The following is a 19,951-nucleotide window of genomic DNA, read 5'->3' on the forward strand; positions in this document are numbered from 1 at the left end:
TGGTGGCGGCGGCCGGGGTGGCGGCGGTGCGGGCTCCGGCGCGGGGCGGTGGCGTTCGCAGCCGGGGGGTGCGCGGCCGTGGGGGCCCTCAGCGTGTCCCTGGCCGCCCTGGAACGGCCGGGCGGCCACCTTCGCGGTGTTCGGGCTGCTGGGAGCCTGCTGCGCCCTGGGAGCCGCCCTCAGGGCCGCGGCGCTGCCGGTGCGGGCGGGCTGCGCGGTGGGCGCCGTCGGGTACGCGGCCGCGCTGGTGGTGGCGCTGGGCGCGGTGGCGGGGCTGCCCTGGTCCTGGCGGGCGGTGGCGGTCCTGGCGGTCCCGGCGCTGGTGGCGGCGTCGGCGCCCCGGCTGGGTCCGGTGCGGGTCGCCGCGGAGGCGGCGGCGGCCGGGGTGGGGGCCCTGGCGGTGGCGGTGGCGCTCGCGGCGGGTGACGCGCCGGTGCTGGCGCTGGCGCTCGGGCTGGCCGGGGCGGTGTGCGCCGGGGCTGCGCTGCGGCCGGAGCGGCGCGCGCTGGGCTGGGCGGCCGGGGTGCTGTTCACGGCGGCGGCCTGGGTGCGGCTGGCGGCGTGGGGGGTGGCGGTGCCGGAGGCGTACGCGCTGCCGGTGGCGGTGCCGGCGCTCGCGGTGGGGCTGCTGCGCCGCCGCCGGGATCCGGAGGCCTCGTCCTGGTCCGCGTACGGGCCGGGGCTGGGGGCGGCGCTGCTGCCGAGCCTGGTGGCCGCCTGGGGCGACGCGCACTGGCTGCGGCCGCTGCTGCTGGGGACGGCTGCGCTGGCCCTCACCCTGGCGGGGGCGCACCGCCGGCTCCGGGCGCCGCTGCTGCTGGGCGGTGCGGTGCTGGCGGCGGTGGCGCTGCACGAGCTGGCCCCGTACGTGGTGCAGGTGGTGGGCGTGCTGCCGCGCTGGGCTGCCGCCGGCGCTGGCGGGCCTGCTGCTGCTGGTGGTGGGCGCGACGTACGAGAAGCGGCTGCGGGACGCGCGCCGGCTGCGGGCGGCGATCGGGCGGCTGCGCTGAGACCGGTGCGCTGGGGGCCGGCCGGGGCGGCGGCTCCGGCGGCCGGGTACGACAGAGGCCCGGAGACTCTTCCGAGTCTCCGGGCCTCTGCTCCGGGTGGGCGATACTGGGTTCGAACCAGTGACCCCTTCGGTGTGAACGAAGTGCTCTCCCACTGAGCTAATCGCCCGGACGCACCGCAAACATTACCGCATGTCAGCGGTGCTCCGTGACACCCCCGGACCGGTACCGGCCGGGCGCCCGGACCGGCCGGTCACTGGTCCTTGATGTTCCACGGCAGGGTGAGGCCGTACTTCCACAGGTAGAACCCGATCAGCGCGACCGCTATGGCGAGGCCGACGCTGGTGAGGATGATGTTGCGGCGCCGCACCTTCGGGTCGAGGGCCTTCTGCGCGGCCTCGGTGACCTTGCGCTTGGTCCAGCGCAGGACGAGGGACGCCCAGGCGAACTCGGTGGCCCAGATCGCGAGGCCCGCGAAGATCGCGACCCAGCCGGGGCCGGGCAGGACGAGCATGGCGACGCCGGCGCCGATCACGGCGAGGCCGACGACGAAGACGCCGACCTGCCAGCTCAGGTGCAGGCTGCGGTTGGCCTTGATGAAGGCGGGCGCCTTCGACTCGTGCTGCGGCGCGTCTTCGGCGGTCGGCTCGCTGCTGGCGGATTCGTTGTTTCCGCGGTCACTCCCCGTATTCATGGCGCCGAATCTACCGGAGTCGGAAGCACACGTGAATGCGGGTTTGGATCCGCCGTCCGAGGGACCCAGAGGTCCGCAAAACGGTCAGAGGGGTTTACAACGGCACCGTAGGTGGCATGTCGATTTCGCCGACGTGCGAATCCCCGAGCGCACACTGAGCGAAAGGCCCTGGCGCTTATGAACACCACGGTCAGCTGCGAGCTGCACCTGCGCCTCGTTGTGTCGAGCGAGTCCTCACTGCCTGTCCCGGCGGGCCTGCGGTATGACACGGCCGATCCCTACGCCGTGCACGCCACCTTCCACACCGGCGCCGAGGAAACGGTCGAATGGGTGTTCGCCCGCGACCTCCTCGCCGAGGGCCTCCACCGGCCCACCGGTACCGGCGACGTCCGCGTCTGGCCGTCCCGCAGCCACGGTCAGGGCGTCGTCTGCATCGCCCTGAGCTCACCGGAGGGAGAAGCGCTGCTCGAGGCACCCGCCCGAGCCCTCGAGTCGTTCCTCAAGCGGACGGACGCCGCGGTCCCACCCGGGACCGAGCACCGGCACTTCGACCTCGACAAGGAGCTGTCCCACATCCTGGCCGAAAGCTGAGCCAGGCCCCCGGCCCGCCACCGTCCGACTCGGGGCGACGGTGCGCGACGGACAACCACATACGGCAGTGCCGGCGCTGTCTCCGCGGAAGCCACCCGCGGGGGCGGCGCCGGTGTGCTCGGGTACCTTTCCCGCGGTAAGCGCTATTGTCGGCCCCCAGCGGGCGGCAGCGGCCCGCCGCCGCAAGGCCCGGCATCCAGGGAGCGACCCCGTGCAGATCCCCCACGACACCCGTCGCGCGCTCGACGTCGTCGTCGCGCTGGTGAACACCGCGGCCGAACCGGAGCAGCCCGACGCCCTCTCCGACCTCGGGGCGCTGCGCGCCTTCGTCGAGGAGCACGCGATCAGCGACGTCGGCGAGCTGGGCGCCCGCGACCTCGCCGGGGTGCGGACGGTCCGGGGCAAGTTCGCCCAGGTCTTCGCGGCACCGAACTCCCGTGCGGCCGCCGCACTGATCAACGAGCTGGTCGCCACGGCCGGCACCACCCCGCAGCTCACCGACCACGACGGCTACGACTGGCACGTGCACTACTTCGCGCCGGGCGCCTCGGTCGGCGACCACCTGGCGGCGGACGGCGGCATGGCGCTGGCCTTCATCGTGGTCTCCGGGGAGCAGGAGCGGCTGCGCCGCTGCGAGGCCCCGGACTGCCGGCGGGCCTTCGTGGACCTGTCCCGGAACCGCTCGCGCCGCTACTGCGACAGCCGGACCTGCGGGAACCGGCTGCACGTGGCGGCGTACCGGGCCCGCCGCAAGGAGGCGGACGTCCGGCCCGAGGGCTCAGAGCAGGTAGGAGGTCGTGCAGGGCGGCGAGCAGCAGCAGGGTCCCGACCACCGCTAGGAAGATCATCAGCGGCGGCTGGGAGAGCGCGAAGAGGCACCCGCGCCCCTCGGCCGCGACGGGCGGGGAGGCCTCGGGGGCCAGAGCGGCGGCGGCCCGGGCGATGGGGGCCTCGGAGACGGGAGCCGTCGGCTCACCCTCGGATGTGTCGAGCATGTCGGGGCGATGATCGCGCAGGGCACCCCCGCCCCGCCCCCAACACGCCATGACCGGCGCGGCAGTTCGCCGTCTCCCGTCAGATCAGGTGGTTCCCCGGGGTTTCTCCCCCGCGCGGGCCCCGCTTCCGCTAAGGCCTGTCTGACACTTCGCACCGGATCAGGCCGGGCGTGCGTGCCGGGCGTGCGTGCCGGGCGGGCCGGACCCGGCGGGAATCGTCAGGCAGGCCCCAGGAGGACCCGGTCGGCCGTGTGTCGGTCGCGGGCCCGGCCGCCGGGGTGCGGGACGGTGGGCGCGGTGGGCGGCCGTCCGCGACGGCCCCGGGCGCAGGCGCGAGAGGCTCCGCATGACCGACAAGGGCACTACCCCGACCAGCCGGCGGGCCCTCCTGCTGACCGCCGGATCCGCCGGGGTCGCCGCGCTGACGGCGGCCTGCGCCCGCCCGGCGACACCCGGCCGGGCCGCACCTGCGCCCTCGGGCGCGACCCCGGGCTGCGTCCTGGCCGTGACCTCCGGCGCCGGCCCGAACTACTCCGGCCGCGGCCGGACCCGGTCGGACGTCACCGAGGGCCGCGAGGGCGTACCGCTGCGGCTGGAGCTGACGGTGGTGCGCGTGAAGGACGGCTGCCGGCCGCTCCCGGGCGCCGCCGTCGACATCTGGCAGGCCGACGCGTCCGGCGTGTACTCGGAGGGCAGACAGACCTGGCTGCGCGGGGTCCAGGTCACCGACGCCGCCGGCCGCTGCGTCTTCGAGACGATCGTGCCGGGCTGGTACGCGGGGCTGGCGCCGCACATCCACTTCAAGGTCCGGCCCGACGAGCGCTCCGAGACGACCTCGCAGTTCTTCCTGCCCGACGCCTTCCTGAAGGACGTCTACGGGCGGCAGCCGTACGCCCGCCGCAAGGCCCCCCGCGACCCGAACGGCAACGACGACCGCTACCGGGCCGCCGACGGGAAGATGACCCTGACCCCGGCCGCGGACGGCACCGGCTACCGCGCGGCGTTCACCGTGGGCCTCGCGTAGCCCCGAGCTCCGAGCTCTGCGCTCTGCGCTCTGCGCTCCGTACGGTTCCAGAGGGTGTTGCGAAGGTCCCGCACGGCGTCCACGGCGCCCGGCACGCACTCTCGCCGCACCGGACACCGCGAGCACCGCGAGCACCGCACAGGACTCTCGCAGCACCCTTCAGATCCCGTGCTTCCTGAGGATCGCCTCGATGTCGGAGAAGTCCTCCGCCGGGGCCGACGCGGCGGGGGCCGGCCCGGCGCCCTGACGGCCTGCCGTGCCCACGGAGGGGACGGAGGCGCCGGGCGCGACGGCCTCCCGGCCGGGGGCTCCCCCGGCCGCCTTCGGGGCCTTCCCGGCCCGGCCCGGGCCGCGGCGCTCCACGGCCCGGGTGGTCATGAACAGCACCCACGCGAGGCCCAGCAGGCCGAAGCCGACCCAGACGGTCGGCTTGAAGACCATCCCGGACACCCACGCCACCACGCCGGTCAGCACCAGGCCCACCGGCACCAGCGAGTACGCCGCGATCCGCGTCGCGGCGAGGAAGCGCTTGCGGTACGCGGTCACTGCGGCGATGCCCAGGCCCGCCGCGGACACCGCGGAACAAATGGTCTCGGCGAGCATGCGGTCCTCCGGCGGTCGGCGGCGGGCGATCTGTCCCTTCCATCCTGCACCGGCCCCCGCCGCGGCGGCCATGTCCGCGGGCCCGCCGGCACGGATCTCCGGGAGATCTCGGGGTCGGATCTCCTCCTCAGGGGGTCTGGGAGACTGTCCGCATGACCGATTCCGTGATCCTCGAAGTCTGGTGCGAACTCCAGTGCCCGGACTGCCACAGCGCCCTGGACGACGTGCGCGCCCTGCGGGCCCGCTACGGCGACCGGCTGGACGTCCGGCTGCGGCACTTCCCGCTGGAGAAGCACAAGCACGCCTTCGCCGCCGCGCAGGCCGCCGAGGAGGCCGCGGAACAGGGCCAGGGCTGGCCGTACGCGGAGGCCGTGCTCGCCCGCACCGCCGAGCTGGGCGAGCGGGGCGAGGCCGTACTGCTGGACGTGGCGCGTGAACTCGGCCTGGACGTGGAGGAGTTCGACACCGCCCTGATCGACGGCCGGCACATCCTGATCGTCGACGCCGACCAGGCCGAGGGCAAGGCCATCGGTGTGACCGGCACCCCGACCTACGTGATCGGCGGCGAACGCCTGGACGGCGGCAAGAGCCAGGAGGGCCTGCGCGCCCGCATCGAGGAGATCACGGACCGGCTGCTCGCGGACGGGAGCGCCTGAGCGGTGTCCGGCGCCGCGGCGGGGGCCTACGCTTCCGCCGTGGCGGGCTCCCGGCGGCCCGCGAGCCAGGCGGCGATCCGCCGGCCGAACTCGGGGTTGCTCCCGGGGAAGCTCCAGCTCGCGGCCCACTCCAGGTGCCGCAGGACCTCCGGCGAGCGGTACGGGTGGGACACCGCGACCACGTCGACGCCCCTCTCGCCCGTCGAGCAGATGATGTACACGCTGCTGTCGAGCGCCATCATGCCGAAGCCCGGGTGGCCCGCGTGCACGCCGAGGAAGGCGGAACCCGCGCCCCGGCCCATCACGTCCCAGCGCTCCAGCAGCCGCACCCGCGTCCAGAGCGCCGGCGGCGCCGCGCCCTCGTGCATGTAGTGCAGCGCGGCGCGGTGCGTCCGGGTGCCCTGCGGGAGCATGACGAGGAACTCGCGCCGGTGGTCGAAGAGGCCCGTGGAGACGGCGAGCTCGTACCAGTCCTCGTTGAGCCGCTCCACCAGCCGCGGGGTGTCGTACGGGTGGGAGAAGTACCCGGCGACGTCCTCGGCCCCGTAAGCGCCGACGAACGGCACCACACCGTCCGGCACGGCGTCCGGGACCACTTCCAGACCGGCCCGCCGCAGCGGCCGGTACACCTTGCGCTCACGCTCCTCGGCACCCATCGGGCACCAGGCTAGATCAGGTCCTTGCCGTAGTTGACGTGGGTCGGCCGGTAGCCGAGGGACTCGTACAGGCGCAGGGCCGGGGTGTTGGCGGTGAACACGTGCAGCGCCAGCACCCGGTGCCCGGCGGCCATGGCCGTCCGCTCCGCGAGCAGCATCAGGTCGCGGCCGTAGCCGTGGCCGCGGTGCTCCTCGGCGACGGCGACGTCGTAGACGTACGAGCCCTCCCCGGCCGCCGCCACCCAGACGTGGCCGACGGGGGTGCCCGCCGCCTCCAGGACGGCGAAGGTGATCCCGGGGGTGGCGAGCCCCCGCGGGAGCTGCTCGTCGTGGTCGGCCACCGATTTGGCCCGGGCGGCCTCCTCGGGCATCCCCCGGGCCACCCAGCTCGCCGCGTAGTCGGCGCGGGCCCGTACGTCCCAGGCCGCGTACTCGGCGTCGGTCATGGGCCGGCCCAGGACCCCCTCGGAGAGGGCGGGCGGGGTGGCGGGGAGCTCCTTGGCCATGTTGCGGCCGGACTCGGTGTAGCCGAGGGCGGCCGCGAGCCGCAGCCCGCCCGGGGAGCCGGCCGGGACCGAGATCCTCACCCGGCGGCAGCCCCAGCCGCGCAGCACCTCCTCGGCGGCGAGGGCCGCGACGGTGGCCCGGCCGCGGCGGCGGTCCGGCTCGTCGATGGCCAGGTCCCGGATCTCCCCCACCGTCGGTCCGAAGGGCGTGTCGGCGGCGATCAGCAGCGCCCCGACGCGCCTGCTGTTGACGCGGACCTCGTACGGGCGCGAGCGCGCGCCGGAGTCGCTCTGCTGAAGCGGCCCGCTCGGCCGCAGGGTGGTGGTCATCGTCGAGTTCTACCCGCCCCGCGCCGCCGTGACCACGGGGCGTGGGGCGCCCGGGGGGAGGCTCAGGGGTCGACGTCGGACGCGGCGCGCTCGTCGAAGACGCGCATGGCCTTGGCCGTGACGGGGCCGGGAGCGCCGGTCAGGACGCGCCCGTCGACGCGGTGGACGGCCTGCACGTCGCGCAGGGTGGAGGTCAGGAAGACCTCCTCGGCGCGTTCCAGGACGTCGAAGGGGAGGTCGGTCTCCTTCGCCCCGGTCCATTCGACGGCCAGCGCGCGGGTGATGCCCGCGAGGCAGCCCGAGGCGACGGGCGGGGTGTGGATCTCGCCGTCGAGGACGACGAAGACGTTGGAGCCGGTGCCTTCGCAGAGCTGTCCGACGGTGTTGGCGAAGAGTGCCTCGGAGGCTCCCGCGCGGTTGGCCCGGTCGAGGGCGACGACGTTCTCGGCGTACGAGGTGGTCTTCAGGCCGGTCAGTGCGGAGCGCTCGTTGCGGACCCACGGGACGGTGATGACGGCGGTGGTGTCGGGGCGGCGGGTGGTCTCGCCGACGGCGACGACCAGGGTGGGTCCGGCGTCGCCGCGGTCGGAGCCCAGCGGGGAGAGTCCGCCGGTGTAGGTGATCCGGAGCCGGCCGAGCGGGACGGGGTTGGCCTCCAGCACGGCGGCGCAGGCGCGGCGGACCTCGTCGAGGTCGGGGTCCGGCAGGCCCAGGCCGCGCGCGGAGCGGGTCAGCCGCTCCAGGTGGCGGGTGAGGGCGAAGAGGGTGCCGTCCTGGGCCTTGACCGTTTCGAAGACGCCGTCGCCCACGGTCAGCCCGTGGTCCAGGACGGACACCTTCGCGTCATCGGCGTCGCGCAGCCTGCCGTCGAGCCAGATCCTCACCGTACGGTTCCTCCACTCAGGTCGTGCGTCGTCTCGTGTACGCCGGGCAGGGGCTCGCCGGAGGCCAGTGCGACCAGCCGGGCGGCCTTCAGCTCGGTCTCGGCCCATTCGCGTTCGGGGTCGGAGCCCCAGGTGATCCCGGCGCCGGTGCCGAAGCTCAGGCGGGGGCCGCCGGGTGCCTCGCGGTCGATCCAGAAGGTGCGGATGCCCACGGCGAGCGCGGCGGTGCCGCGGTCGGCGTCGACCCAGCCGATGCCCCCACAGTAGGGGCCGCGGGGGGCTGTCTCCAGCTCTTCGATGATCCGCAGGGCGGAGGACTTGGGGGCGCCGGTGACCGAGCCGGGCGGGAAGGTGGCGGCGAGCAGCTCGGGCCAGCCGGCGTCGGCGGCGAGTTCGCCGCTGACGGTGGAAACGAGGTGGACGAGGCCGGGGTGCTCCTCCAGGGCGCACAGCTCGGGGACGGTGACGGAGCCGGTGGAGCAGACGCGGCCGAGGTCGTTGCGGACGAGGTCCACGATCATGACGTTCTCGGCGTGGTCCTTGGGCAGGAGGTCGGCGGCGGTGCGGCCGGTTCCCTTGATGGGTCCGGACTCGACGTGGCGGCCGTGGCGGCTCAGGTAGAGCTCGGGGGAGGCGGTGGCGATCTCGACGCCGTGGGCCCTGAGCCGAATCGTTCCTGCGTAGGGGGCGGGGTTACCGCGCGCGAGGAGCGAGGTCAGGGCGTCCACGTCGGCGGAGGCCGGGTCCGGCAGGGGCGCGGACATCACGCGGCAGAGGTTGGCCTGGTAGACCTCCCCCGCCGCGATGTACTCGCGGATCCGCCGGACGCCCGCCACGTACGCGGAGCGGTCGAGCGAGGAGGACCAGCGGTCGGCGGCCGGTCCGCGCCAGGCGCCGGGCACGGGCGCGGGTACGGGGTCGGGGCGTATGTCCCCGAAGCGCGCGCAGACCAGCCGGCCTTCGAAGTCTGCGGTCACCGCCCAGAACCCGGTGGAGTCGAGGGCCGAGGGGTCGCTGGTGACGTCTCGGAGGTCGGTCGCGAGAAGGCCGCCGAAGCGGGCCAGGGGAGGCAGGTCGTGCACGGCTGCGAGTCTATGACCGGTGGCGGGATGGCGCCGGTGAGGTGACCGACGGGTGACCTCCGGTGATCGGGTGGCAGCACGCTGCGGAAACGCGTTTTTGAGCTGGCCCCGGAATCCGCTAGAGTTCAACACGTCGCCAGGGAGCGCCGGGGAAAAACCCCGGAGCGAACACGGTGACACTGCGGACGTAGCTCAGTTGGTAGAGCACCACCTTGCCAAGGTGGATGTCGCGAGTTCGAGTCTCGTCGTCCGCTCTGAGTGGGGGATCTTCCCGAGAACCCCTGCACACTCCGAGGTGGAGTGGCCGAGAGGCGAGGCAACGGCCTGCAAAGCCGTCTACACGGGTTCAAATCCCGTCTCCACCTCCAAGGACGATTAGCTCAGCGGGAGAGCGCTTCCCTGACACGGAAGAGGTCACTGGTTCAATCCCAGTATCGTCCACTTGGTTCCTCACGGATCCACCCGCGCGATTAGCTCAGCGGGAGAGCGCTTCCCTGACACGGAAGAGGTCACTGGTTCAATCCCAGTATCGCGCACGCAACACCGCCCGACCTGCGGCTTCGCATGACGCGAAGAAGGTCCCCGCGCGATTAGCTCAGCGGGAGAGCGCTTCCCTGACACGGAAGAGGTCACTGGTTCAATCCCAGTATCGCGCACCGCACCGGAAGCCCCGGCCGTCACGACGGCCGGGGCTTCCGCGTTGCCGTGGGCGTCCGGGCACGCGAAAAAGGGTGCTGCCCGTCCGACTCCCCAGTCGTACGGGCAGCACCCTTCACCTGCCGTCCGCCGCTCCCCCGTCCCCACGGGGTGCGACAGGCCGATGTCCCGGCCCGGACCGCTCTTCCGGACCCGGGGCGCCGCTCAGCGCCCCAGCATCACGCCCACGGACGACGCCTGCGCCGCCACCTGCTCGAAGCCCCCGAAGAGGAAGAGCAGGAGGGCGGCCAGGGGAAGGACCATGGCCGCGGCCACCAGCGGGTGCCGCTTGCCGGACTCATGGCCGTTGAACGCGAATGCCTTGCGTCCCTGCCGTGCGATGTCCGCCATGGTCCTCTCCCTGTCGTCTGGCAGCGGCGGGCTCGTGACCTCGGGGGACGAGTGCGCCACCCGCCGCTTGTCTTCAACACTAGGCGGCCGGAAGGCTCCTGGCCTCATGCCCTCGTACCCCTTGGCGGGCCTCCAGGAGGATGACGGGGCCGGCCCCCGCGTACTCCCCTGGGTGGAGATCCCTCCCCCGCGATGGGGGTCTTCCCTGAGGGGGCTTTCGGAGCGTAGTGACTTCGCTCACTTCCGTCACTCCCCGCACACCCATGTCTTCGTACGGGGCGTTGACGACCCCGCCCGCCGGGATGGCCCCGTCCCCCTCGGATCCGGCCCGCCGCGGGAGCGGTGGGGGCGCCAATCCCCTTGGTCCGAGGGCCGTTTGGGCCGGGCCTCGGGTCGCGGGACGCGGTCGGGCGCGGGAGCCGACGCACCCTCAAGTGGCCTGCCCCGCACTGACAATCGAATTCCCCCGGGAGGGCGCGGCCTCTGAGCGCTCGTGCCGGATGGTCCGTAAGCTGTGCCAGGTCAGCAGGACGACCGTCAGCGGGGTGGACATGGCGATGATGCGGCTCCGGCGCGAGGACCCGCGTGTCGTCGGCTCGTTCAGACTGCACCGGCGGCTCGGCGCCGGCGGCATGGGCGTGGTCTACCTGGGGTCGGACCGGCGCGGCCAGCGCGTGGCCCTCAAGGTGATCCGGCCCGACCTGGCCGAGGACCAGGAGTTCCGCTCCCGGTTCGCCCGCGAGGTGTCCGCGGCCCGGCGGATCCGCGGCGGCTGCACGGCCCGGCTGGTGGCCGCCGACCTGGACGCGGAACGCCCCTGGTTCGCCACCCAGTACGTACCCGGCCCCTCGCTGCACGACAAGGTCGCCGAGGAAGGGCCCCTGACGGCAGCGCAGATCGCCGCGATCGGTGCCGCGCTCTCCGAGGGCCTGGTCGCCGTGCACGAGGCGGGGGTGGTCCACCGCGACCTGAAGCCCTCGAACATCCTGCTCTCCCCCAAGGGCCCCCGGATCATCGACTTCGGCATCGCCTGGGCCACCGGGGCCAGCACCCTCACCCACGTGGGCACCGCCGTCGGCTCCCCCGGCTTCCTCGCACCCGAGCAGGTGCGCGGCGCCGCCGTCACCCCGGCCACCGACGTGTTCGCCCTCGGCGCCACGCTCGCCTACGCGGCCACCGCCGACTCGCCCTTCGGGCACGGCAGTTCCGAGGTGATGCTGTACCGCGTGGTGCACGAGGAGCCGCACCTGGTCGGGGTCCCGGACGCGCTCGCTCCGCTGGTGCGGGCCTGTCTGGCCAAGGACCCCGAGGAACGGCCCACCACGCTCCAGCTGTCGATGCGGCTGAAGGAGATCGCCGCCCGCGAGGCGCAGGGGCTGGGCGACGGGCGCCCGCCGGCGCAGCGGGCCCGCGTGGAGCGGCCCGCGGCACGGCCCGACGGACGGGGCCCGGGCCACGCGGACCGCAGCACGGAGCGGCGTACCGGGGGCGCGACCCCCGTCACCAGGCCGCAGGGCCCCCACAGCGGGCCCCAGCCGCGCCCCTCGTCGCCCCGCAACCCCGGATCCACCGCCGGGCGTACGGGGGGCCGCACGGGTCCTCGTACGACCGGCGCCGGGCGGCGCCCGTCGCGGCCGGACCCGAAGCTGCTGCGGCAGCGGCTGATCGTGTTCGTCGTGGTCACCCTGATCGTGGCCCTGGGCATCGCGCTCGCGCAGAAACTTCTGAAAGGGGGGCCCCCCCCCGGCCGGGCGGGGGCACCCCTTCGTGCGGGACGGCGACTACGCGCGGCCGCTGCCGGCCACCGCGTAGAAGGCGACGGCCGCGGCCGCGCCCACGTTCAGCGAGTCCACGCCGTGCGCCATCGGGATCCGCACCCACTCGTCGGCGGCGACCAGCGCCTGCGTCGACAGCCCGTCGCCCTCCGCGCCCAGCATCAGCGCGACCCGGTCCAGGGTCTGCGGGGCCGCCACGTCGATCGGCGAGGCCTTCTCGTGCGGGGTGAGGGCGAGGAGCTTGAAGCCCGCCTCCCGCACCGTGTCCAGGCTCTTGGGCCAGGCTTCCAGGCGGGCGTAGGGCACGGAGAACACCGCGCCCATCGACACCTTCACCGAGCGCCGGTACAGCGGGTCCGCGCAGTCCGGCGACAGCAGTACGGCGTCCATGCCGAGGGCGGCGGCGCTGCGGAAGATGGCGCCGATGTTGGTGTGGTCGTTGACCGCCTCCATGACGGCCACCCGGCGCGCCGACGCCAGCAGCTCCTGCGCCGTGGGCAGCGGCTTGCGCTGCATCGAGGCGAGGGCGCCGCGGTGCACGTGGTAGCCGGTGACCCGCTCGGCGAGGTCGGGGCTGACGGCGTAGACCGGGGCGGGGAGCTCGTCGATGACGTCGCGCATGACGTCGACCCACTTGGCCGAGAGCAGCATCGACCGCATCTCGTACCCGGCGTCCTTGGCCCGCCGGATGACCTTCTCGCCCTCGGCGATGAACAGCCCCTCGGCGGGCTCGCGGCGGCGCCGCAGCTCGACGTCGGTCAGGCCCGTGTAGTCGCGCAGGCGCGGGTCGTCGGGGTCTTCGATGGTGATGAGATCAGCCACAGGGTGATACTGCCTTGTCCTGGGTGCGGTGCCAACGGCCTGTCAGGCGTCGGTGAGGGGTGCGTTGACGCGTACGACGTCACCGATGACGATGACGGCCGGCGGGCGGACCTCCTGCGCCTTGACGGTCTCGCCGACCGTGGCGAGGGTGGCGTCCACCCGGCGCTGGGTGGCGGTGGTGCCTTCCTGGACGACCGCGACGGGCGTGTCGGCGGAGCGGCCGTGGCGGACCAGGGCCTCCGCGATCAGGCCGATCTTGTCGACGCCCATGAGGATGACGATCGTGCCGGTGAGCTTGGCGAGGGCCGCCCAGTCGACGAGGGAGCGCGGGTCGTCGGGTCCGACGTGGCCGCTGACCACGGTGAACTCGTGGGCGACCCCGCGGTGGGTGACGGGGATCCCGGCGGCGCTCGGCACCGAGATGGAGCTGGAGATGCCGGGCACGACGGTGCAGGCGATCCCCTCGGCCGCGAGGGCCTGGAGCTCCTCCATGCCGCGGCCGAAGACGTACGGGTCCCCGCCCTTGAGCCGGACCACGGCCTTGCCGGCCTTGGCGTGCTCGATCAGGGCGTTGTTGATGGCCTCCTGGGCCATGAAACGGCCGTACGGGATCTTCGCGGCGTCGATGACCTCGACGTGCGGCGGGAGCTCGTCCAGCAGGTCGCGGGGGCCGAGCCGGTCGGCGATGACCACGTCGGCCTCGGCGAGCAGGCGGCGGCCGCGCACGGTGATCAGGTCCGGGTCGCCGGGCCCGCCGCCGACGAGGGCGACACCGGGCACGCGGGGCCGGGCGGCGGTCAGGGAGCCGTCGCGCAGCCCCTCGACGACCGCGTCGCGCACGGCGGCGGAACGGCGCGGGTCGTTGCCGCTGAGCACGGCGACGGTGACGCCCTCCACCCGGCCGGTCGCCGGGGTCCAGGCGGTGGCGGCGTCGGCGTCGTCGGCCCGCACGCACCAGACCCGCCGTGCCTCGGCCTCGGCGGAGGCGGCGTCGTTGGCGGCCCGGTCCCGGGTCGCGATCAGCGCGTACCAGGCACCGTCGAGGTCGCCGTCCTGGTAGCGGCGCCGCTCCCAGCGGATCTCGCCGGTCTCCGCCATCGCGTCCACGGAGGGGGTCGCGGAGGGGGAGACCAGCAGCACGTCGGCACCGGCCGCGACGAGCGCGGGCAGCCGGCGCTGGGCGACCTGCCCGCCGCCGATGACGACGACGCGGCGCCCTGCCAGACGGAGTCCTACGGGGTAGGCGGGGTGTGCCGGGTTTGCCATGGCGGTTGCGGCTCCTGATGCGGCGGGTGTGGACGGCGGCTGCCGCTGCTGCGCTGGAGCGGCTGGTCGGGCACACGGTGCGGGGCGCCCGTCCGGGACCACGATACGACCCATCGGCGCCGGGGGTACCTGCGGGGCCGAAGTTCGCGGAGGAGGTTTCGCCTGGTCGGGGTGGGGGTGGCGGGATTCCGGCGGCCCGGATCGGAGCGTGCGGGGGCTTTCCCGTCAGTCCCATCGTCGTTCCGGGGCGGCCCGGTCCCTCAAGAGCGCTCCTTCGTCGCGTCGCTACGCGATCGCCTTCGGCGACCCTTGACCGACCGACCCGAACCGGAAAGCCGAAAGACTGCCGGGAAACCCCCAAAGAAACGGCACGGTCCAACGTCGGAGGAGCGGGTCCCTCAGCGATGAGGCGAGGGGCCGGGCGCCGGCCCGCCCGACATCCGGCCCCCACATCTGCGATTCCGGACCAGGGGCGCGACAACCCGCACGAGAAGACGACCAGAGCAGCCCAGGAAGCCCCCCAGACGCGACAGATCGCTACGCGCGTCCCTCATCCCGGCGCCTGCGGGCCGTCTGGGGCTGGTCTTGGGCGGGCTGGACGTTGTCCACGGCGGTCGTGAACTCTCGGCCGGAAGCGCCCCGGATGTACGCCAGCTCCATCCAGCGCTCGATGCCGGTGTCGGAGACGTTCTCGTTGACCACGGCCATCAGCACGCCCTCGGTCCCAGAGGCGATGTCGCGCACCCGGCGGCGGAGCAAGCGGTGCGGAACGTACTCGTACTGCTCACTCATGGGCCGGCTCCTCGAAGGAGTCGAGGAAGCGCTGCCAACCGCTATGTGCGCGGTCGAGCAGATCCTGACTGGGTGCGAGCACGGGTTCGGGGCGAGGCCAGGGCATGTCTGATGCATGTTGATCGATGTGGGTGTTCACGGGGCGCTTCCTGCCGTCATCAGCGAGCGGGGATTCCCAGGCGGCGTTCGTGCCGGGAAAGGAAGGATCGCCCCTGGAAAGGTCTTGGGCGAGGACTTCTTCAGGTCCTCTCATGCCTATTAGGGGACTTCTTCTGGCCCCTTGCGGTGAGAGGTGGCTTTGCGGAGGACTTGCTGAGACAGTGGCCACCTACCCGCTAACGTAAGGAGGTTGAGTGTGGGAAGGTCGCCTGGAAACGTCCGATTCAAGGCCGCTCGTGTGGCCGCCGGTTACCTCTCGCAGCAGGCGCTGGTGGAGGCCCTCGCCGAGCGGGGCGTTTCCATCGACGTGCGTCAGGTCAGGCGGTGGGAATCCGACGCACCACCGTGGCCCTACGCCGCAGCGCAACAGGCGCTGACCGAGCTGCTCGGGCAGGACATCGAGGCCCTAGGGTTCACTCCGCCGACCGGGCACGACCGGACACTGACGACTCGGCGTGCACGGATTCCGCGTATCAGGTCAGCTGTGCAGAACGCCGCAACCATGCAGCCGAGCAGCGCGGCCACCGACTATCTGGGCGTGACGCGAGCGCACCGACGGCTGTATTGGACGGTCGAGCCCAACGTCCTCCACCCTGCGGTCGGCGCTCATGCCGCCCTCGGTGAGGCCCTCCTGCCGGCCACGGCCGGTGCCACTCGGCAGATCCTCGCGGCAGCACTGGCCGAGTCCTTCCTCTTGACCGGTCGTATCGAGTTCTTCGACATGCGCGAGCCCGAGCAGGCTGCTGAGACATGGCTCCGAGCCCTCCAGGCCGCTGGAGAGGCGGATGATCCACTGCTCGGTGCGGCAGTTCTGGCCCACATGGCCTTTGTCCCGGGATGGGGCGGCAATCGCGACGGAGCCGTCGAGCGGATGGTGATGGCACGGACCTACGCCCGCCGTGGGCCGGCCTCCGCCGAATTCCTGGCGTGGCTGGACGCCGTCGAGGCCGAGTGCGAGACACGCTGCGGACGGACCAGAACGGCACTGAACCTGATCGCACACGGCGAGGGTGTCCTGGCCGACGGGTCTCAACACGCCTCGCCGGAATGGATGGACTGGTTCAGTGCGGTCCGGCTCGCCGCGTTCAAGGGGAACACCCAACTCATCGCCGGCCACCTCCCACAGGCGCGAGAAACTCTCCTCAGCGTCCTGGAGGCTCTGCCCGCCGATGCGGACAAACAGCGCACCGTGGTTCTCGCCGACTTGGCGGCGGTAGAGGCTGCGGCCGGTGCACCCGAGGCTGCCTGCATCTTCGCCGTCCAAGCACTCGAACAACTGGAAACGCACTGGTATGCGACCGGCATGGAGAGGATCCGCGAGGCGCGACGGGCGCTCACGGAGTGGCAGCACGAGGAGTGCGTGCGCGACCTCGACGATCGGCTGTACGGCTGGGCCGCGACCCTCAGCGCACTCAGCCGTTGAACTCAGCGATCCGGCCGGGCAGTTCGATGAGGCTGTGGACCCTGAAGGTCGGCAGGTCCACGGCCTCCGGGGTGTCCCACTGGATGGTGGCCCACGGCCCCCGCCGAATGAGGGCACTCTGCATACCTGCGGCAGCAGCGGGTCGCAGGTCGTTGTCGACCCGGTCACCGACGTACAGGATCTCCTCTGGAGCGAAGGGCACGGCCTTCGCGACGCGGACGAAGAACTCAGGGTCGGGCTTGCTCGCCCCCCAGTCGTCCGAGGTCCCGATCAGGTCCACGTCCGAGGCGAAGAGGTCCCGCAGGATCCCACCGGCCCGAACGGTCTGATTACCGGCGATGCCCAGCCACAACCCGTCGGCCCGCAGCTGCGCCAGCGCGGACCTGACGTCCGCGTAGAGGTCACCCTCGTCAAAGTGCTCGGGCTGCCCCGCAGCCGCACGGGCCTCGCGCTGCTCATAAAGGTCGAAGCCCGGCCGGAAGGCCTGGAACGTCTCCCGATAGTCACGCCCCTGTGCGATGACGGCACCGAACATCGCTGCGAAAGTGTGACGCGGTACGCCAAGCCAATCAGCCCAGGTCCCGTATTCCCGCGTCTCGTCCACCAGGCACTCGCCCACGTCGAAAACCACAGCGCGAATCGTCATACGGGCACCCTAGCCCGCGAACTGGACCTTGATCCCTGAGACTGGAAAACGCCCTACCCGGTGAACTGTCGCACCTGCGCAGCATCAGACGCGGCCGAAGTAGGCGGCGAGCCGGTCAAGCGCCGGGGCGTCCTCCGAAACGGCTTCGATGGGCCGAACATGCCGGTCTGGGGGCGGATGACCTCCGGGTAGTTGCCGTCCCAGGTCCGCCTCCAACAGGTGCTGTTCGGCCAGGGCCCGTACGTCGAAGCCGTCGCACGGCGTGTGCAGCCTTTGCTGGGCAGGCGTCGTGTTGCCGAGCAGCTGCGCCGTGTGGCCCCTGGTCAGGTGCTTCGGATGCGTCGACCAGGCATTGGCGTGGCGGCCGATCACCTTGTGGCGCTCGCACGCTCTGATTGGCGGACACAGTGCGCTGGGGCATCGGGGGGGGCGGTCTTGGGGGCGAAATGGGACGCAGCAAGCTGCCCGTGGAGAACGCCGGCGAGGCCCTCGTCTGGGAGGGCGGCATCACCGTCTGGCTCTACGAGGACGGCGACCCGACCAAGATCGCCTTCGAATGCACGGTCACCGCCGCCAACGGAACGGTGCTGGAGTGCGGTCACCAGAGGCCGCCCGCGCCGACCGGCTCCGACCGGGCTTCGTAGCAACCCCAGACGGGCCGCTGGCGCCGAGACGTGAGGAGCGCGTAGCGATCTGTCGCGCCTGACGGAGCCCTTCGCTGTCCTGATCGCCGTCTCATGACAGCAGCGGCCCCGGACGGTCGACGGCCGCCAAGCAAGGAGGAGCGCGTAGCGATCTGCTGCGCCTTGGGGGCTCCGCCGGTGGACTTGGTCAACCTCTCGTGCGGGTAGTCGCGCCCCTGGCCCGGAATCGCGGATGTGAGGCCCCGGATGCCCGGCGGGCCGGCGCCCGGCCGCTCGTCTCAGCACTGAGATGCCCGCTCCTCCAAGGATCGTCCGTCCCGTTTCTTTGGGGGCTTCCCGGCAGTCTTTCGGCATTCCGGGGCGGGTCGGTCTGTCAAGGGTGGCCGAAGGCCATCGCGAAGCGACGCGACGAAGGAGCGCCCTTGACAGGCCGGCCCGAACCGGAAGGACGATGGGACTGACGGGAAACCCCCAAACCGGCTCTGATCCCGCCCGAGGGGATACCGCTCCCCGGCCACCGGCCCGCAGACGGGGAGGCGGGTGGGCAGCCACCGACCGGCCCCCACCCCCTCGAGGGGGAGATAGCCTGCCCGAACCCCGAAAAGCCCCGGGGCCGGACACCCTCTGGTGTCCGGCCCCGGGGCGCAGGAAGGCACGTACCCGCTACTTCTCCGTCACGCCCGCCGAGTCGAACGTGGCCACCTCGTGCATCGCGCGGGCCGCGCTCTGGACCAGGGGGAGGGCCAGGAGGGCGCCGGTGCCTTCGCCGAGGCGGAGGTCCAGGTCGACCAGGGGGCGCAGGCCGAGCTTGTTGAGTGCGGCCACGTGGCCCGGTTCCGCGCTGCGGTGGCCGGCGATGCAGGCCGACAGGGCTTCGGGGGCGATGGCGCGGGCCACCAGGGCGGCCGCGCCGGCGCTCACGCCGTCCAGGATGACCGGCGTGCGCAGGGAGGCGCCGCCGAGCAGCAGGCCGACGATCGCGGCGTGCTCCAGGCCGCCGATGGCCGCAAGGACGCCGATCGGGTCCGCCGGGTCCGGCTGGTGGAGCTCCAGGGCGCGCCGGACGACCTCGACCTTGCGGGCGTGGGTCTCGTCGTTGATGCCGGTACCGCGCCCGGTGACCTCCGCCGGGTCGACTCCGGTGAAGACGGAGATGAGGGCGGCCGACACCGTGGTGTTGGCGATGCCCATCTCGCCCGTGAGGAGCGCCTTGTTGCCCGCCGCCACGAGGTCGCGCGCCGTCTCGATGCCGACCTCGATGGCCGCGATGGCCTCCTCGCGGGACATCGCGGGGCCGACGGACAGGTCGTCCGTGCCCGGGCGGACCTTGCGCGGGAGCAGGCCGGGGGTGGCGGGGAGGTCCCCGGCGACGCCGACGTCGATGACGCAGACCTCGGCGCCGACCTGGTTGGCGAAGGCGTTGCAGACGGCCCCGCCGCCCAGGAAGTTGGCCACCATCTGCGTGGTGACCTCCTGGGGCCACGGGGTGACGCCCTGGGCGTGGACACCGTGGTCACCGGCGAAGATCGCGACGGCGGCGGGCTCCGGGATCGGCGGCGGGCAGACCCGCGACAGGCCGGACAGCTGCGCGGAGATGATCTCCAGCATGCCGAGCGCGCCCGCGGGCTTCGTCATGCGCTTCTGCCGCTCCCAGGCCTCGCCGAGCGCCTTGGCGTCGAGCGGGCGGATGCTGGCGACGGTCTCGGAGAGCAGGTCGTGCGGGGCCTCGCCGGGCAGCGCGCGGCGGCCGTACGTCTCCTCGTGGACGACCCAGGCCAGCGGTCGCCGCTGCGACCAGCCCGCCTGCATCAGCTCCGGCTCCTCGGGGAACTCGTCGACGTACCCGACGCACAGGTACGCGACGACCTCCAGGTGCTCGGGGAGCCCCAGCGCGCGGACCATCTCGCGCTCGTCGAAGAAGCTGACCCAGCCGACGCCGAGGCCTTCGGCGCGTGCGGCGAGCCAGAGGTTCTCGACGGCGAGGGCGGAGGAGTACGGGGCCATCTGCGGCTGGGTGTGCCGGCCGAGGGTGTGGCGGCCGCCGCGGGTGGGGTCGGCGGTGACGACGATGTTCACCGGGGTGTCGAGGATGGCCTCGATCTTCAGTTCCTTGAACTGCTTGGCCCGGCCCTTGGGCAGCGACTTGGCGTAGGCCTCGCGCTGCTTCTGGGCGAGCTCGTGCATGGTCCGGCGGGTCTCGGCGGAGCGGATGACGACGAAGTCCCAGGGCTGCGAGTGGCCGACGCTGGGCGCGGTGTGGGCCGCCTCCAGGACGCGGAGCAGCACCTCGTGCGGGATGGGGTCGGTGCGGAAGCCCTTGCGGATGTCGCGGCGTTCGCGCATCAC

The 19,951-nt window shown here is 73.1% G+C and carries 19 protein-coding genes, 6 tRNA genes and 4 pseudogenes; 13 read left to right on the forward strand and 16 right to left on the reverse strand.

The genetic code is table 11. The annotated features are described in order from the left end of the window. Nucleotides 1-223: 223 nt before the first annotated feature. A pseudogene (locus SSNG_RS44770) lies at nucleotides 224-1,010 on the forward strand (hypothetical protein); the annotation flags it as partial. A 97-nt stretch (nucleotides 1,011-1,107) separates the two neighbouring features. Here SSNG_RS44770 and SSNG_RS06865 read toward each other — a convergent pair. Next, nucleotides 1,108-1,179: transfer RNA gene (locus SSNG_RS06865), tRNA-Val, on the reverse strand. Between the two features lie 84 nt (nucleotides 1,180-1,263). Next, the gene (locus SSNG_RS06870) at nucleotides 1,264-1,704 is read right to left on the reverse strand and encodes a TIGR02611 family protein (protein ID WP_007263083.1); all 441 of its coding nucleotides are present in this window, start codon (nucleotides 1,702-1,704) and stop codon (nucleotides 1,264-1,266) included. A 177-nt stretch (nucleotides 1,705-1,881) separates the two neighbouring features. Here SSNG_RS06870 and SSNG_RS06875 point away from each other — a divergent pair, with 177 nt between their 5' ends. Beyond that, nucleotides 1,882-2,295, forward strand: coding sequence for an SsgA family sporulation/cell division regulator (locus tag SSNG_RS06875; RefSeq protein ID WP_030011909.1), 414 nt, complete (start codon nucleotides 1,882-1,884; stop codon nucleotides 2,293-2,295). Nucleotides 2,296-2,506: 211 nt separating this feature from the next. Next, nucleotides 2,507-3,055, forward strand: a pseudogene (locus SSNG_RS06880) (CGNR zinc finger domain-containing protein); the annotation flags it as partial. A gap of 28 nt (nucleotides 3,056-3,083) precedes the next feature. Here SSNG_RS06880 and SSNG_RS43580 read toward each other — a convergent pair. Further along, nucleotides 3,084-3,290: pseudogene (locus SSNG_RS43580) on the reverse strand (hypothetical protein); the annotation flags it as partial. Nucleotides 3,291-3,636: 346 nt separating this feature from the next. Here SSNG_RS43580 and SSNG_RS06885 point away from each other — a divergent pair. Next, nucleotides 3,637-4,314 carry an intradiol ring-cleavage dioxygenase gene (locus SSNG_RS06885; RefSeq protein ID WP_128636887.1) on the forward strand — a complete coding sequence of 226 codons (678 nt, stop codon included), beginning with the start codon at nucleotides 3,637-3,639 and terminating at the stop codon, nucleotides 4,312-4,314. Between the two features lie 159 nt (nucleotides 4,315-4,473). On the opposite strand, the gene SSNG_RS06890 is transcribed toward SSNG_RS06885, so the two are convergent. Further along, nucleotides 4,474-4,917: a hypothetical protein gene (locus tag SSNG_RS06890; RefSeq protein ID WP_007263087.1), complete on the reverse strand. Its 444-nt coding sequence runs from the start codon at nucleotides 4,915-4,917 to the stop codon at nucleotides 4,474-4,476. Between the two features lie 152 nt (nucleotides 4,918-5,069). Here SSNG_RS06890 and SSNG_RS06895 point away from each other — a divergent pair, with 152 nt between their 5' ends. Continuing rightward, entirely contained in the window at nucleotides 5,070-5,573 is a 504-nt protein-coding gene (locus tag SSNG_RS06895; RefSeq protein WP_042800646.1) for a DsbA family protein, read from the forward strand. 26 nt (nucleotides 5,574-5,599) lie between these two features. Here the strand turns inward: SSNG_RS06895 and SSNG_RS06900 are convergent, their stop codons facing one another. The 4 genes from SSNG_RS06900 to SSNG_RS06915 all read right to left on the reverse strand — a co-directional run bounded on the left by SSNG_RS06900 (nucleotide 5,600) and on the right by SSNG_RS06915 (nucleotide 9,031). After that, nucleotides 5,600-6,229, reverse strand: coding sequence for a hypothetical protein (locus tag SSNG_RS06900; RefSeq protein ID WP_007263089.1), 630 nt, complete (start codon nucleotides 6,227-6,229; stop codon nucleotides 5,600-5,602). Nucleotides 6,230-6,240: 11 nt separating this feature from the next. Then, nucleotides 6,241-7,065, reverse strand: coding sequence for a GNAT family N-acetyltransferase (locus SSNG_RS06905; RefSeq protein WP_007263090.1), 825 nt, complete (start codon nucleotides 7,063-7,065; stop codon nucleotides 6,241-6,243). A 62-nt stretch (nucleotides 7,066-7,127) separates the two neighbouring features. After that, entirely contained in the window at nucleotides 7,128-7,949 is an 822-nt protein-coding gene (locus SSNG_RS06910; protein ID WP_007263091.1) for an aminodeoxychorismate lyase, read from the reverse strand. Next, nucleotides 7,946-9,031, reverse strand: coding sequence for a chorismate-binding protein (locus SSNG_RS06915; protein WP_007263092.1), 1,086 nt, complete (start codon nucleotides 9,029-9,031; stop codon nucleotides 7,946-7,948). Before SSNG_RS06915 ends, SSNG_RS06910 begins: the two co-directional genes overlap by 4 nt. Nucleotides 9,032-9,212: 181 nt before the next feature. On the opposite strand from SSNG_RS06915, the gene SSNG_RS06920 reads away from it, so the two are divergent. From SSNG_RS06920 to SSNG_RS06940, 5 genes are all read left to right on the forward strand, one after another. Continuing rightward, nucleotides 9,213-9,285, forward strand: a tRNA-Gly gene (locus SSNG_RS06920). Nucleotides 9,286-9,325: 40 nt separating this feature from the next. Further along, nucleotides 9,326-9,399: transfer RNA gene (locus SSNG_RS06925), tRNA-Cys, on the forward strand. 1 nt (nucleotide 9,400) lies between these two features. After that, nucleotides 9,401-9,472: transfer RNA gene (locus SSNG_RS06930), tRNA-Val, on the forward strand. A gap of 23 nt (nucleotides 9,473-9,495) precedes the next feature. Next, nucleotides 9,496-9,567: transfer RNA gene (locus SSNG_RS06935), tRNA-Val, on the forward strand. A gap of 48 nt (nucleotides 9,568-9,615) precedes the next feature. Beyond that, nucleotides 9,616-9,687: transfer RNA gene (locus SSNG_RS06940), tRNA-Val, on the forward strand. Nucleotides 9,688-9,892: 205 nt separating this feature from the next. Here SSNG_RS06940 and SSNG_RS06945 read toward each other — a convergent pair. Continuing rightward, complete coding sequence (locus tag SSNG_RS06945) at nucleotides 9,893-10,078, reverse strand: hypothetical protein (protein WP_042800647.1); 186 nt, start codon at nucleotides 10,076-10,078, stop codon at nucleotides 9,893-9,895. Between the two features lie 551 nt (nucleotides 10,079-10,629). On the opposite strand from SSNG_RS06945, the pseudogene SSNG_RS39225 reads away from it, so the two are divergent. Beyond that, a pseudogene (locus SSNG_RS39225) lies at nucleotides 10,630-11,796 on the forward strand (protein kinase); the annotation flags it as partial. A gap of 63 nt (nucleotides 11,797-11,859) precedes the next feature. On the opposite strand, the gene SSNG_RS06955 reads toward SSNG_RS39225, so the two are convergent. From SSNG_RS06955 to SSNG_RS41900, 4 genes are all read right to left on the reverse strand, one after another. Continuing rightward, nucleotides 11,860-12,675, reverse strand: coding sequence for an RNA methyltransferase (locus SSNG_RS06955; RefSeq protein ID WP_007263096.1), 816 nt, complete (start codon nucleotides 12,673-12,675; stop codon nucleotides 11,860-11,862). 42 nt (nucleotides 12,676-12,717) lie between these two features. Continuing rightward, nucleotides 12,718-13,941 (reverse strand): uroporphyrinogen-III C-methyltransferase, encoded by a 1,224-nt coding sequence (gene cobA, locus SSNG_RS06960; protein ID WP_007263097.1) that lies wholly within the window; start codon nucleotides 13,939-13,941, stop codon nucleotides 12,718-12,720. A gap of 537 nt (nucleotides 13,942-14,478) precedes the next feature. Beyond that, nucleotides 14,479-14,733: a hypothetical protein gene (locus SSNG_RS06965; RefSeq protein WP_007263098.1), complete on the reverse strand. Its 255-nt coding sequence runs from the start codon at nucleotides 14,731-14,733 to the stop codon at nucleotides 14,479-14,481. Beyond that, nucleotides 14,726-14,872: a hypothetical protein gene (locus SSNG_RS41900; protein WP_165364982.1), complete on the reverse strand. Its 147-nt coding sequence runs from the start codon at nucleotides 14,870-14,872 to the stop codon at nucleotides 14,726-14,728. Before SSNG_RS41900 ends, SSNG_RS06965 begins: the two co-directional genes overlap by 8 nt. Nucleotides 14,873-15,088: 216 nt before the next feature. Here SSNG_RS41900 and SSNG_RS06970 point away from each other — a divergent pair, with 216 nt between their 5' ends. Continuing rightward, nucleotides 15,089-16,315 carry a hypothetical protein gene (locus SSNG_RS06970; protein ID WP_042800648.1) on the forward strand — a complete coding sequence of 409 codons (1,227 nt, stop codon included), beginning with the start codon at nucleotides 15,089-15,091 and terminating at the stop codon, nucleotides 16,313-16,315. Here SSNG_RS06970 and SSNG_RS06975 read toward each other — a convergent pair. Both SSNG_RS06975 and SSNG_RS06980 read right to left on the reverse strand, forming a co-directional pair. After that, nucleotides 16,305-16,961, reverse strand: a complete 657-nt coding sequence (locus SSNG_RS06975; RefSeq protein ID WP_007263100.1) for an HAD family hydrolase — start codon at nucleotides 16,959-16,961, stop codon at nucleotides 16,305-16,307. The genes SSNG_RS06970 and SSNG_RS06975 overlap by 11 nt on opposite strands. Nucleotides 16,962-17,045: 84 nt before the next feature. Further along, nucleotides 17,046-17,333 (reverse strand): hypothetical protein, encoded by a 288-nt coding sequence (locus SSNG_RS06980; protein WP_007263101.1) that lies wholly within the window; start codon nucleotides 17,331-17,333, stop codon nucleotides 17,046-17,048. Between the two features lie 74 nt (nucleotides 17,334-17,407). Here SSNG_RS06980 and SSNG_RS06985 point away from each other — a divergent pair, with 74 nt between their 5' ends. Continuing rightward, nucleotides 17,408-17,605 carry a hypothetical protein gene (locus SSNG_RS06985; RefSeq protein ID WP_042800649.1) on the forward strand — a complete coding sequence of 66 codons (198 nt, stop codon included), beginning with the start codon at nucleotides 17,408-17,410 and terminating at the stop codon, nucleotides 17,603-17,605. A gap of 663 nt (nucleotides 17,606-18,268) precedes the next feature. On the opposite strand, the gene cobT is transcribed toward SSNG_RS06985, so the two are convergent. Further along, a partial coding sequence (gene cobT / locus SSNG_RS06990; RefSeq protein ID WP_042800650.1) for a nicotinate-nucleotide--dimethylbenzimidazole phosphoribosyltransferase occupies nucleotides 18,269-19,951 on the reverse strand: 1,683 nt, incomplete at its 5' end.

It is taken from the genome of Streptomyces sp. C, assembly GCF_000158895.1.
Lineage (GTDB): Bacteria > Actinomycetota > Actinomycetes > Streptomycetales > Streptomycetaceae > Streptomyces > Streptomyces racemochromogenes.